General features: G+C 68.1%; 13 protein-coding genes. 9 read left to right on the top strand and 4 right to left on the bottom strand.

Annotation, left to right across the window (positions count from 1 at the left end; all coding sequences use genetic code 11):
• The first annotated feature begins 12 nt into the window (after window positions 1-12).
• The 4 genes from B1790_RS30400 (at window position 13) to B1790_RS30385 (ending at window position 4413) form a co-directional block, all read left to right on the top strand.
• The gene (locus B1790_RS30400; protein WP_079927002.1) at window positions 13-1341 is read left to right on the top strand and encodes a magnesium transporter MgtE N-terminal domain-containing protein; all 1329 of its coding nucleotides are present in this window, start codon (window positions 13-15) and stop codon (window positions 1339-1341) included.
• On the top strand, window positions 1338-1877 hold the full coding sequence (locus B1790_RS30395; protein WP_079927001.1) for a DUF1003 domain-containing protein: 540 nt from the start codon (window positions 1338-1340) through the stop codon (window positions 1875-1877). Before B1790_RS30400 ends, B1790_RS30395 begins: the two co-directional genes overlap by 4 nt.
• Window positions 1878-1986: 109 nt before the next feature.
• Entirely contained in the window at window positions 1987-3231 is a 1245-nt protein-coding gene (locus B1790_RS30390) for a lytic transglycosylase domain-containing protein (protein ID WP_079927000.1), read from the top strand.
• Window positions 3232-3255: 24 nt separating this feature from the next.
• Window positions 3256-4413, top strand: coding sequence for an Mrp/NBP35 family ATP-binding protein (locus B1790_RS30385; RefSeq protein ID WP_079926999.1), 1158 nt, complete (start codon window positions 3256-3258; stop codon window positions 4411-4413).
• On the opposite strand, the gene tatB is transcribed toward B1790_RS30385, so the two are convergent.
• The 4 genes from tatB to sigE all read right to left on the bottom strand — a co-directional run bounded on the left by tatB (window position 4410) and on the right by sigE (window position 7635).
• Complete coding sequence (gene tatB / locus B1790_RS30380; protein ID WP_079926998.1) at window positions 4410-4805, bottom strand: Sec-independent protein translocase protein TatB; 396 nt, start codon at window positions 4803-4805, stop codon at window positions 4410-4412. The genes B1790_RS30385 and tatB overlap by 4 nt on opposite strands.
• A 2-nt stretch (window positions 4806-4807) precedes the next feature.
• The gene (locus tag B1790_RS30375) at window positions 4808-6310 is read right to left on the bottom strand and encodes a S1C family serine protease (protein WP_079926997.1); all 1503 of its coding nucleotides are present in this window, start codon (window positions 6308-6310) and stop codon (window positions 4808-4810) included.
• A 69-nt stretch (window positions 6311-6379) separates the two neighbouring features.
• Complete coding sequence (rseA, locus tag B1790_RS30370; protein ID WP_079927076.1) at window positions 6380-6775, bottom strand: anti-sigma E factor RseA; 396 nt, start codon at window positions 6773-6775, stop codon at window positions 6380-6382.
• Window positions 6776-6864: 89 nt separating this feature from the next.
• Window positions 6865-7635 carry an RNA polymerase sigma factor SigE gene (gene sigE / locus B1790_RS30365; RefSeq protein WP_079926996.1) on the bottom strand — a complete coding sequence of 257 codons (771 nt, stop codon included), beginning with the start codon at window positions 7633-7635 and terminating at the stop codon, window positions 6865-6867.
• 176 nt (window positions 7636-7811) lie between these two features.
• On the opposite strand from sigE, the gene B1790_RS30360 reads away from it, so the two are divergent.
• From B1790_RS30360 to B1790_RS30340, 5 genes are all read left to right on the top strand, one after another.
• Window positions 7812-8492 carry an O-methyltransferase gene (locus B1790_RS30360; RefSeq protein ID WP_079926995.1) on the top strand — a complete coding sequence of 227 codons (681 nt, stop codon included), beginning with the start codon at window positions 7812-7814 and terminating at the stop codon, window positions 8490-8492.
• Between the two features lie 71 nt (window positions 8493-8563).
• Window positions 8564-9190, top strand: coding sequence for a TetR/AcrR family transcriptional regulator (locus B1790_RS30355; RefSeq protein WP_079926994.1), 627 nt, complete (start codon window positions 8564-8566; stop codon window positions 9188-9190).
• 3 nt (window positions 9191-9193) lie between these two features.
• Window positions 9194-10111 (top strand): ABC transporter ATP-binding protein, encoded by a 918-nt coding sequence (locus B1790_RS30350; protein ID WP_079926993.1) that lies wholly within the window; start codon window positions 9194-9196, stop codon window positions 10109-10111.
• Window positions 10108-11754, top strand: a complete 1647-nt coding sequence (locus B1790_RS30345; protein ID WP_142271583.1) for an ABC transporter permease — start codon at window positions 10108-10110, stop codon at window positions 11752-11754. Before B1790_RS30350 ends, B1790_RS30345 begins: the two co-directional genes overlap by 4 nt.
• A complete protein-coding gene (locus tag B1790_RS30340; protein WP_079926992.1) occupies window positions 11751-12425 on the top strand; it encodes an isoprenylcysteine carboxylmethyltransferase family protein in 675 nt (224 codons plus the stop codon). Before B1790_RS30345 ends, B1790_RS30340 begins: the two co-directional genes overlap by 4 nt.
• Window positions 12426-12473: the final 48 nt, after the last annotated feature.

Below are 12473 nucleotides of genomic sequence, written 5' to 3'. Positions count from 1 at the left end.
ACTCTTTGATTCATGGTGGCGGTGAACAGGGTCTATGCGGCCCGACTTGCGGGGATGCTGGTACTCGGCCCCGACGGTGAGTCGATCGGCCGCGTCCGCGACGTGGTGATCAGCATCGGCATTGGCCGCCAACAACCGCGCGTCCTCGGCCTTGTCGTCGAATTGCTTACGCGCAGAAGGATTTTCGTCGGACTTCTCCGGGTTACCGCGATCGAACCCAATGCGGTCACGCTGACGACCGCCAACGTCTCACTGCGCCGCTTCGCACAGCGGCCCGGTGAGGTCCTGGTCTTCGGTCAGGTACTCGACACCCGCGTTCGCGTGCAGGATCCAGAACTCGAAGAACTCGCCGGAGTCGACCTCGTCGTCGTCGACCTCGCCATCGAACAGATCCGCACCAGGGACTGGGTGGTGACGCGGGTCGCGGTCCGCAGTCACCGCAGGCTCGGCCGCCGCACCTCCGTGCACATCGTGGACTGGCAGAACGTCACCGGGCTGACGCACTCGGCGATGTCGCTGCCCGGTCAGGGTGTCGCCTATCTGCTGGCGCAGTTCGCCGGACAGCGCCCCATCGTCGTCGCCGACGCGATCCGCGACCTTCCGGCGAAGCGTCGCTACGAGGTGGTCAACGCACTCGACGACGAACGCCTCGCCGACATCCTGCAGGAGCTGCCCGAGAGCGAGCAGGCCGATCTGATGGAGCGCCTCGAGCCCGAACGCGCCGCCGACGTGCTCGAGGCAATGGACCCCGACGACGCCGCCGACCTCCTCGGCGAGTTGGGTGCGTCGGCCGCCGAGGCGCTGCTGGCCAGGATGGATCCCGAGGATTCGGAGTCGGTGCGACGGCTGCTGCAGCACTCTCCCGACACCGCCGGTGGTCTGATGACCTCCGAGCCCGTGGTGCTCGGTCCCGGCACCACGGTGGCCGAGGCGCTGGCCCGGGTCCGCGATCCCGAGCTGACCCCGGCCCTGTCGTCGCTGGTCTTCGTCGTGCGCCCGCCGACGGCCACCCCGACCGGCCGCTACCTGGGCTGCGTGCACCTGCAGCGGCTGCTTCGGGAACCGCCGGCCTCGCTGGTCAGCGGCATCATGGACTCCGATCTGCCCAGCCTCGACCCCGAGACGACCCTGGCCGCGGTGACGCGCTACTTCGCGGCCTACAACTTGGTCTGCGGGCCCGTGGTCGACGACGAGAAGCACCTCCTCGGAGCCGTCACCGTCGACGACCTCCTCGACCATCTGCTGCCCCACGACTGGCGGGTACGTCAAGAAGACCCTGAGCTGCCCGGCCAGGATGACCTGACCGACGCCGCCGTCCCGACGCCGGGAGGACCGTCGTGAGCGATCTGTCGGCACGCCAACGCCTCGACACCCCGCGCACTCGGCGCCGTCGCTTCACCCCGCGGGTGGACATCGAGGCCGTTGGCCGGATCAGCGAGTCCATCGCACGTTTCCTCGGCACGGGCCGCTACCTCGCCATGCAGACGGTGCTGGTGATCGTGTGGATCGCGTTCAACCTGGTGGCGGTGTCGCTTCGATTCGACCCCTACCCGTTCATCCTGCTGAACCTGGCGTTCTCCACCCAGGCCGCCTATGCCGCACCGCTGATCCTGCTGGCTCAGAACCGACAGGAGAACCGCGACCGGGTGTCGCTGGAGGAGGACCGGCGCCGCGCCGAGCAGACCAAGGCCGACACCGAGTACCTCGCCCGTGAGCTCGCCGCGCTCCGCATCGCGGTCGGCGAGGTCGTCACACGCGATTACCTTCGCCGCGAACTCGAGGAAGTGCGCGAGCTATTGGACGAGCTGAAGGCAGCCAAGAAACCGAAGAAGAATGCGCCCGCGAAGACCGTCCGTGACATTGACGAGTCCGTCTAGTCAATGCCGTAACACGGGCAACACCTGATCGGTATGGTGGCGTCGTTCACAACGTTTGCCGGGCTTTGCCAGGCGTGACGTTTGGTCACCGGGGATCAAGGACGGTCCAGTGCAGCTTCGAGGCGGGTCCGCATATGCAGCGGTACGACGCCGCGCGCGCCGAGTCGCGAGCACTCCCGCCCTCGGCGTCGCCGTCATCGCCCCGCTGATCCTGCTGCTGGCCGTCGGCGCGTCGGCGCCGACACCCAAGCACGCCGTCGCCGACTCCGCCATCACGCCCCTCGCGGCGGTGGCCCGCACCGGTGACGATTCCGGCGTCGTACTGGTCATGGCCCCGCGACCACCGACCCCGTTCCGCTTCGCCATGGCGAACCTGTCGGCTCCCCCGCCCCCAATCGTGGTGAAATCGGCTGGCAGTCTTGGCATTCCGGCCATCGCACTGAGCGCCTACCGCAACGCCGAACGCATGATGGCCTCGGCATACCCGGGCTGCGGGGTCAGCTGGAATCTGCTCGCGGGGATCGGGCGCATCGAGTCGGTGCACGCCAACGGTGGCGCCACCGACGCCCAGGGCAACCCGGTCCAGGGCATCTTCGGTCCTTCGCTCGACGGCACCCTTGCGGGCAACGAGGTCATCGTGCAGAGCGTGCAGGCCGGCCGGGTGACCTATGCCAGGGCGATGGGTCCGATGCAGTTCCTGCCGCGGACGTGGGCCCGGTACGCGTCCGACGCCAACGGCGACGGCAAGGCCGACATCCAGAATCTGTACGATGCGTCGCTGGGGGCCGCCAGGTACCTCTGCAGCGGCAACCTGAACCTGCGCGACCGCTCGCAGGTGCTCTCGGCGATCCTGCGCTACAACAACTCGATGGCGTACGCCCAGAACGTGCTCGGCTGGGCGGCGGCCTACGCGACCGGTGTGGTGCCCGTCGACCTGCCGCCCATCGGGGTGGCCCCGCCGATCGGTGACGCCCATCTGGCGGCCAGCCCCGAGGGCATCGGCCCCGGAATCGGGCTGCCCGCCAACGATCCGCTCGCCACCATCTCCCTCGTCGACGCCGGCGGTCAGAACCAGCTCGGCATCCCGCCGGGGCCCGGTGCAGGCGTTCCCGCAGCGCCGCAACAAAATTGCCAGGTGTTCTGCCTGACGCCGCAGGCTCCGGCGGCACCGCCACAGAACTGTCAGGTGTTCTGCCTGACGCCGCAGGCGCAGCCCGCAGCGGCTCCCCTGCCCGCGGCACCACCGCCGCCCCCGCCCGCGTTCGTTCCGTTCGGCGGACCCCCACCGCCTGCGCCCCAGCCGCCTGCGCCCGCGCCGCCGCCACCGGGGCCGATGCCCGGTCCGGCCAACTGACGGCTGCGCATACACTCGCGGGTGATGTCCCAGCAATCGCCCCATGACTCCGACGCTCTGGAATCCGCCGTTCGTTCGGCGCTGTCCAAGGTCGTCGACCCCGAACTTCGCAAGCCGATCACCGAGGTCGGCATGGTCAAGGCCGTCTCGGTCGACGGCACCGACGCCAGCGTTCACGTCGAGATCTACCTGACGACGTCGGCCTGTCCGAAGAAGACCGAGATCACCGAGCGCGTCAAACAGGCCGTCGTCGACGTGCCAGGCACCGGTGCGGTCAAGGTGACGCTCGACGTGATGAACGACGAGCAGCGCGCCGAATTGCGCAAGCTGCTGCGGGGCGACTCCAGGGAACCGGTGATCCCCTTCGCCCAGCCTGGCTCCCTGACCCGGGTGTACGCGGTGGCCTCCGGCAAGGGCGGCGTCGGCAAGTCGAGCGTGACGGTGAACCTCGCGGCGGCACTTGCGGCCCGCGGGCTGTCGGTTGGCGTCCTCGACGCCGACATCTACGGCCATTCGGTGCCACGCATGATGGGCACCGAAGAGCGGCCAACGCAGGTCGACTCGATGATCCTGCCGCCGATCGCCCACGACGTGAAGGTCATCTCAATCGCCATGTTCACCCAGGGCAACACGCCCGTGGTGTGGCGCGGACCGATGTTGCACCGTGCCCTTCAGCAGTTCCTGGCCGACGTCTACTGGGGCGATCTCGACGTCCTGCTGCTCGACCTTCCGCCCGGCACCGGTGACATCGCCATCTCGGTGTCCCAGCTGATCCCCGGCGCGGAGATCCTGGTGGTGACGACGCCTCAGCTGGCGGCCGCCGAGGTCGCCGAGCGGGCTGGCGCCATCGCGCTGCAGACCCGCCAGCGCATCGTCGGCGTGGTGGAGAACATGTCCGGTCTGACGCTGCCCGACGGCACGGTAATGAACCTCTTTGGCGAGGGCGGCGGCCAGAAGGTGGCTGAAAGCCTCACCCGGTCGGTCGGGGCCGACGTCCCGCTCCTCGGCCAGGTGCCCCTGGACCAGGCGTTGATGGAGGCGGGCGACGCAGGCGTGCCGCTGGTGCTCAGCGCGCCCGACTCCGCGGCGGCCAAGGCGTTGCGCTCCATCGCCGACGCACTGACCACGCGCAAGCGCAGCCTGGCGGGTGTGTCGCTCGGGTTGAACCCGGTTGGCCGCTAGGTCGCGTCGCTGTCGAACGGCGTGACGCCGGGGGTCCGCGGTTCAGGTGCCGGTGGTTGAGGCTGCGGCTGATTGTCCGACACCGGCTTGACCGGCTTGTCGAAGTTTCCGGTCAGGAACGAGTCGTCGCCGTCGAGCAGATGCTTGGTCAGCGCCGCGCGTGGCGTCATCCCCCGTAGCTTCTGCAGCTCGCTCAGCGGCTGGCGCAGGTCCTCGAACTCGGGTCCAAGATCCTCCCGCAGCTGACTGGTCGCTCCGCTGAGGTACTCCCGCGCCTGACGGACGGCGCCGGTGGTCCAGCGGATGGCGCCTGGGAGCCGTTCCGGCCCGAGGATTACCAGCCCGGCCACGACGAGCACCAGCATCTCGCCCCAGCCGATGTTCCCGAACACGCTTACGCCGCGGGGTTGTCTGAGCCGGGGGTCACCGTCAACGTGACGGGCCGCCCGTCCCGAAGGACCTCGATGGGCGCGTCCTGACCGATCTTGAGCTGGCGCACCGCGACGACCATCTCGTCGGCGTCGGCGACCGCACGGGTGCCCACCTTGACGACGACGTCGTTCTCCTTGATGCCGGCGCGGTCCGCGGGACCGCCTCCGACGACGTTCTTGACCAGCGCGCCGGATCCGACGTCGTTGCTCACCGACACGGCGTTGAGGCCGAGGGTCGGGTGCGACATCTTGCCGTCCTTGATCAGGCCTTCGACGACTTCCTTGACTTCGTTGACGGGGATGGCGAAGCCGAGACCACTCGCGCTGTCCGACAGCGACTTTCCGGCCGTGTTGATGCCGATGATCTCGGAGTTCATGTTGATCAGCGGGCCACCGGAGTTGCCGTGGTTGATCGACGCGTCGGTCTGCACGCCGTCGATGACGGTGTCAGTGTCCGAGCCGTCCCCCGACAGCGGGACGGGGCGGTGCAGTGCGCTGATGATGCCGTGCGTGACGGTGCTCCGCAGTCCCAGCGGGGCGCCTGCCGCGATGACCTCTTCGCCGACCCGCAGCTTCTCGGAGTCACCGAAGCGGGCGACGACGAGGTTGTCGACGTTGTCGACCTTCAAGACGGCGAGATCGGTCTTCTGGTCGCGGCCGACCAGGTTGGCGGGCACTTCGTGGCCGTCGTTGAACACCACCGAAATCTTGTACTCGGCCGGATTCTTGGCCGCATCGGAGATGACGTGGTTGTTGGTGACGATGTATCCGCGGCCGTCGACGACGACGCCGGAACCCTGCGATCCCTCGCCCTTGCTGGTGGCCTCGATCGTGACGACCGAATCGGCGACGTTCGCCGCGACCTGGGCGAACCTGCTGGTCGGCTCCTGCTCGTCGGTCGCGCCGGTCTGCAGTGTCACCTTCGACGTGGTGAAGGCGGGGACGATCTCGGCGGTCTTGTTGCCGATCCCCCCGCCGATGCCTCCGATGACGAGTGCAACGATCACGATGGCACCCAACGCCACCCAGGACACGCGCCCGCCGAAGAAGACGTCACGGACGCCCAGCTTGCCCATCGGGACCGCGTCGACCGCGGCCGGAGCGGGCGCCGGTTGCGCGGGCACCCCGAGTGACGGGGTGGCCGACGGGTCACGCCACGGATCCGGCGGGACGTCGGGAGCGTCTCGGTCATGCTCGGCCTGAAGCGCACCCGCGTCGGCGGGGTGGCGCTGAAGGGGGTCCGTCACGCCGTCGGGACGGCCGAAGGCGTCTGCGAGCACGGGATCGGGCGCTTGATCCCGCGGCGTGTAGTCACCCTGGTCGCGGTGCTTGTCCGCGGCAAGGAACGAACCGTTGAAGCCGTCGGGTCGGCCGAATGCGCGGCTTTGCGCCGGGTCGACCGGCGGGCGCGACACCGGTTTCGGTTCCATACGGGGACGATTTCCAAACTGGTCCTGGTTGGTCACCCGTGTTCACTCTCCGTTGGAGCGTCCGCCTTCATCGGCGCACGCCTCTACCCTTGGCCAACATTTACCCTACCGGCGCTTGCGGCGGGACCGCGTCTCGCCAGCGGCGAATTGCGCCGCGACGTCGTCGACTGGCGGCTGCAGCGGCGCGTGGTGGGGAATCTCCGACAGCGCGCCAAGCAACGACGACGGAATCCTGATCGGGCAGGAGTCGCGCAGCGCCGTCCTGGCTTGGCCCTGAGCGTCGACTTCGGCCGAGCACTGCGGGCACATCGACATGTGATGCGCGGCCCGGAGGTGGGCGCTCATCCGGAGTTCACCGTCGACGAACGCGGCAATGGCCTCGGTCGAGAGGTGCTCGGTTGACCCGAACCTCCTGGGCCCTACGGGCTGATCACTCTGCGAGGCGAACTGAGTGGGCAGCCACGAAAATGCACGACGGAACACGTGTCCCGGGTCCACCATTGACTGCTCCTCTCTGAACCACGTCAACCCAACACAATCGAATGTAGCGCGGTGCGGCGGATTGATCACGCACGAGACGGCACCGACGGTCAGGCGGAGCGCGCGGCGTCCTCTGCGTAGGCGTCGGGGTGGCTCGCCAGATAGTCGCGTAGCGCCTGCCTGCCTCGGTGAATGCGGCTCCGCACGGTGCCGAGCTTCACGCCGAGGGTGGCGCCGATCTCCTCGTAGGACAGACCTTCGATGTCACACAGGACGACTGCGGCACGGAATTCCGGCGCAAGCGAGTCCAGCGCCGCCTGCAGATCGGGCCCCAACCGGGAGTCGTGGTAGATCTCCTCGGGATTCGGCTCGTCGGCGGGCACGCGGTCATAGTCCTCGGGCAGCGCCTCCATGCGGATGCGGCTGCGCCGACGGACCATGTCGAGGAAGAGGTTCGTGGTGATGCGGTGCAACCAACCCTCGAACGTCCCCGGCTGGTAGTTCTGCACCGAGCGGAAGACGCGGATGAACGTCTCCTGGGTCAGGTCCTCGGCGTCGTGCTGGCTGCCCGACAACCGATATGCCAGGCGGTAGACCCGGTCGGCGTGCTGCCGGACCAGTTCGTCCCACGACGGCATGGTGGTCTTGTCGCCGGTGGCGTCGAACACCGCGGTGCCCGACATCTCCTCGGCGGGCTGCACCCAGTCGCCGTTGCCGGCCTGCTCGAAGTGGGCCATGAATACGGGGGACGTGCTCGTGGTGGTCGTCGGATCCTCCAGATCATCTGTGCGGATGCCGGATGTGGTTCCCGGACCTGCACCCGCGGAAACCGCCTTTCGGCCATCAGTATTCCCGGGGCCCCAGCTTCCGCCGTTTTCCATGCGCTTACCGTCCCCGACCCCGTTGAGCTCCGCATATGAGCAAACTGAGCTTTCCCTGAGAATGTCAATCATCCACCCTGCGAACTGCGGAAACAACGGATTTATCGGGCAATCCCTTGTTCGCGTGCGGGCGTGTCGGGGTGTCGCCCGCTCCGCCTTCGCTCTACGCTGCGGGCATGACCAGCAGCGACGGTTCGACGGGTCAGCCCGAAGGCGGCGAACAGCGGCCGAGCCGGGCCGACGCCATCGTCGCCCATGCCGAGAACTCCATCTCCGAGGACGCGTTGACGGCTGCGGCCAGGGAACGCGCCGACGACAGCGGGGCGGGTGCCGTGACACCCGCCGTCGGTGCGTTGCTGAGCGTGTTGGCCAAGGTCGCCAAGGCCAAGGCCGTCGTCGAGGTCGGGACCGGCGTCGGCGTCAGCGGCCTGTGGCTGCTGTCCGGGATGCGTGACGACGGCGTGCTGACCACGATCGACGTCGAGCCGGAACACCAGCGGCTCGCCAAGCAGGCGTTCGTCGAGGCCGGCATCGGCCCCTCTCGGACCAGGCTGATCAGCGGCCGTGCGCAAGAGGTCCTGACCAAGCTGGCCGACGAGTCCTACGACCTGGTATTCATCGACGCCGATCCTGCAGACCAGCCTCAATTCGTGGTCGAGGGGGTGCGACTGCTGCGCTCCGGCGGCGTGATCGTCATTCATCGCGCCGCCCTCGGTGGCCGGGCCGGCGACGCCAGCGCCAGCGACCGGGACGTCACCGCAGTTCGCGAGGCAGCCCGGCTGATCGCCGAGGACGAGCGGCTGACGCCCGTTCTCGTGCCACTCGGGGACGGCCTGCTCGCCGCCGCGCGCGACTAGCCCTTCCTTTTTTCGCCCCCTCTCCGCTACCCCCTTGACACTCGACTGAACGCACGTTTAGCGTACTAAACATGCGTTCAGTCGACGATCTGACGGCCACCGCCCGCATCCGCGATGCGGCGATCGAGCAGTTCGGGGAGCACGGCTTCAACGTGGGCCTGCGGGTCATCGCCAAGGCCGCCGGGGTCAGCGCGGCCCTGGTGATCCACCACTTCGGCTCCAAGGACGGCCTGCGCAAGGCGTGCGACGACTTCGTCGCCGAGTCGGTCCGCGCCTCCAAGAGCGAGACCATTCAGTCGACCGACCCCGCGTCGTGGCTGGCCCAGTTGGCGGACATCGAATCCTTCGCCCCCCTGATGGCCTACCTGGTCCGCAGCATGCAGTCCGGCGGAGAACTGGCAAAGATGCTGTGGCGCAACATGATCGACAACGTCGAGCAATACATGGACGAAGGCGTGCGCGCCGGCACCGTCAAGGCGAGTCGTGACCCCAAGGCGCGGGCCAAGTTCCTCGCCATGGCCGGCGGCGGCAGCTTCCTCCTCTACCTGCAGATGCACGACAACCCCGGCGACATGCGCGCCGTGCTGCACGACTACGCCCAGGACATGGTGCTGCCCGCCATGGAGGTCTACACCCACGGCCTGATGACCGATTCCACGATGTACGACGCCTTCGTCGCGTCGACGGAGAAGGAGTAATCGATGACAACCGGAAATGACATCGCCATCCAGGTCCGTGGCCTGACCAAGAACTTCGGCGCGGTGCGCGCACTCGACGGGCTCGACCTCGAGGTCTCCGAAGGCGAGGTGCACGGGTTCCTCGGCCCCAACGGCGCAGGCAAGTCGACGACCATTCGGGTCCTACTCGGGCTGGCACGCGCCGACTCCGGCACCGCGCGTCTGCTCGGCGGGGATCCGTGGACGGACGCGGTCGCGCTCCATCGTCAGATCGCCTACGTACCAGGCGACGTGACCCTGTGGCCCTCGCTGACCGGTGGTGAGACGATCGATCTGCTGGCCCGGATGCGTGGCGGCATCGACGAGCGCAGGCGAACCGAATTGGTCGAACGCTTTGGCCTCGACCCGTCGAAGAAGGCTCGCACGTACTCGAAGGGCAACCGGCAGAAGGTGTCACTCGTCTCCGCGTTCGCGTCGAACGCCAGACTGCTCCTACTCGACGAGCCAAGCAGCGGTCTGGACCCGTTGATGGAGAACGTCTTTCAGCAGTGTGTTGCCGAGGCCCGCGAGCGCGGCGCCACGGTGTTGCTGTCCAGTCACATCCTTGCCGAGACCGAAGCACTCTGCCAGCGAGTCACCATCATTCGCGCCGGCCGAACCGTCGAGAGCGGCACGCTGGAGTCGATGCGACACCTGTCCCGGACGTCGATCAAGGCCGAGATGATCGGCGACCCAGGCGACATCGGCCGCATCCCCGGCGTCGAGGACGTCGCGATGGACGGCCACACCATCAGCGCTCAGGTGGACGGCGCCAGCCTCGGTGAGGTCATCAAGATGCTCGGCAATGCCGGAGTGCGCAGTTTGGTCAGCCAACCACCGACGTTGGAGGACCTGTTCCTGCGCCACTACGACGTCGGCGAACCCGAGCGGGTGACGGCATGACGGTCCTGGAGCGCCCCCGCCACCCTGCCCATCAGGCGCCGTCACGTGGCTCCAACTTCTCGGGAACCGTTGGGCTGCTTCGCCTCTACCTTCGGCGCGACCGCATCGCCCTGCCCGCGTGGGTTCTGCTGCTGTCGATTCCGCTCGGCACGGTGTACGTCGGCGGCGTCGAGGCCGTCTATCCGACGGCGGCAGATCGTGCGTCACTGGCCGCGTCCATCATGGCCAGCCCGGCTCAGCGCGCGCTGTACGGAAACGTCTACGGCGACAGCCTTGGCGCCACCGGCATCTGGAAGGCCGGGATGTTCCACGTGCTGATCGCCGTGGCGGTGATCCTGACCGTCGTCCGGCACACCCGCGCCGAGGAGGAGTCCGGCCGAACCGAACTCGTCGACTCGACGGCCGTCGGACGCTACGCCGGCCTGACCGCCGCGCTACTGGTGGCGGGGGGCGGCTCGATCGTCACCGGGATCGTCGGCACCGCCGGCCTCCTCCCGGTGAACGTGCCCGCGGCGGGGTCGGTGGCCTTCGGCCTGGCGCTCGCGGCGACGGGCCTGGTGTTCACCGCCGTGGCAGCCGTCACGGCACAGCTGTCGCCAAGCGCACGGTTCGCCCGGGGTGCGGCCTTTGGCGTTCTGGCGACGGCGTTCACCCTGCGAGCCGTCGGCGACGCGGGGTCGCGAGCCGAATTCCTTTCGTGGCTATCACCTTTGGGATGGTCACTGCAGGTGCGCCCGTACGCAGGGGACAGGGTGTGGATACTGCCGCTGCACGTCGCCGTCACCGCCGTGCTGATCGTGGTCGCCTATCGACTGCTGGCGAGACGCGACGTCGGAGCGGGCCTCATCGCCGAGCGCCCCGGCGCGCCAAGGGCCGGATGGGACCTCCGCGGGGTCACGTCGTTGGCATGGCGGCTCAACCGGGCGTCGACGACGCTGTGGACCGTCGGACTGTGCCTCTACGGCCTGCTGATTGGAAGCGTGGTCGACGGCGTCGGAGACGAGATCGGTGGCAGCCAGTCGGCCCGCGACGTCGTGGCGCGTCTCGGCGGCAGCGATCAGATCGAGCAGGCCTTCATCGCCGTCGGATTCGGGATGCTGGGCATGGTCACGTCGGCGTTCGCGATCTCGTTGACGTTGCGGTTGCATCAGGAGGAGTCCAGCCAGCGCGCCGAGACGCTGCTGGCGGGATCGGTGAGCCGGACTCGTTGGTTGGCAAGTCATCTGGTGTTCGCGATCGCGGGAACCGGGGTGGCGATGATGCTCGCTGCACTGGTGGCCGGGCTGACCTACGGCGCCTCCGCAGGTGACGTGGCCGGCAAGCTTCCCACCGTTCTCGGTACCGCGGCCGTGCAGCTGCCCGCAGTCTGGCTCCTGGTGGCGATCACGGTCGCATTGTTCGGCCTGCTCCCCCGGTTCACGCCGGCCGCCTGGGGGGTCTTGACGGCGTTCATCGCGGTGTATTTGCTTGGCTCGCTGTCGAATTCACCGCAGTGGATGCTCGACCTCGAGCCGTTCGCCCACGTTCCGCACGTCGGCGCAGGCACCTTCAGCGCGACGCCACTGTGCTGGCTCATGGGCATCGATGCCGCCTTGATCACTTTGGGGGCCATCGCCTTTCGACGCAGGGACCTGACGGCATGAAGATCGTCTCGCAGTTCGTCGCGATGTTCGTCCTCAGCGCGGCGTTCTTCGGCCTTGCCCTGTTCCTGCCTGCGGGGACACTGCACTACCGGCAGGCCTGGGTGTACCTCGCGGTGTTCGTCGCAACTACGTTGCTGCCCAGTCTTTATCTCGCGGTGAAGCATCCGGCCGCGCTGCGTCGCCGCATGAGGGGCGGACCCACCGCCGAAACCCGTCCGATCCAACGCGTCGTCATGGTCGCCACCATCGGCGCGGTGGTGGCGCAGTTGGTCGTCAGCGCGCTGGATCACCGCTTCGGCTGGTCGTCGGTGCCGCCGACCATGGTGGTGCTCGGCGTGGTCCTCGTCGGCGTCGGCCTGCTCGTCGCCCAGTTCGTCGTCATCCAGAACGGCTATGCCGCGGCCACCATCACCGTCGAGGCCGACCAGCCACTGGTCTCCACCGGCCTCTACGGGCTGGTGCGTCACCCGATGTACTTCGGCGCCCTCGTCATGATGGTCGGCACTCCGCTGGCGCTGGATTCATATTGGGGCCTCGCGCTGCTGGTTCCCGCGTTCTTCGTACTGGGCGTCAGGATCACCGACGAGGAGAAGATGTTGACCGACGAACTGTCCGGATACGAGAACTACGTCAGGCGGGTGCGCTTCCGGTTGGTGCCGGGATTGTGGTGACGCCTCGTGTCGGTAGGGCGGGGCACTATCGAACACGTGTTCGACACG

It is taken from the genome of Mycobacterium sp. AT1 (assembly GCF_002043095.1).
Lineage (GTDB): Bacteria > Actinomycetota > Actinomycetes > Mycobacteriales > Mycobacteriaceae > Mycobacterium.
This window is presented reverse-complemented; position numbering and strand designations above follow the sequence as displayed.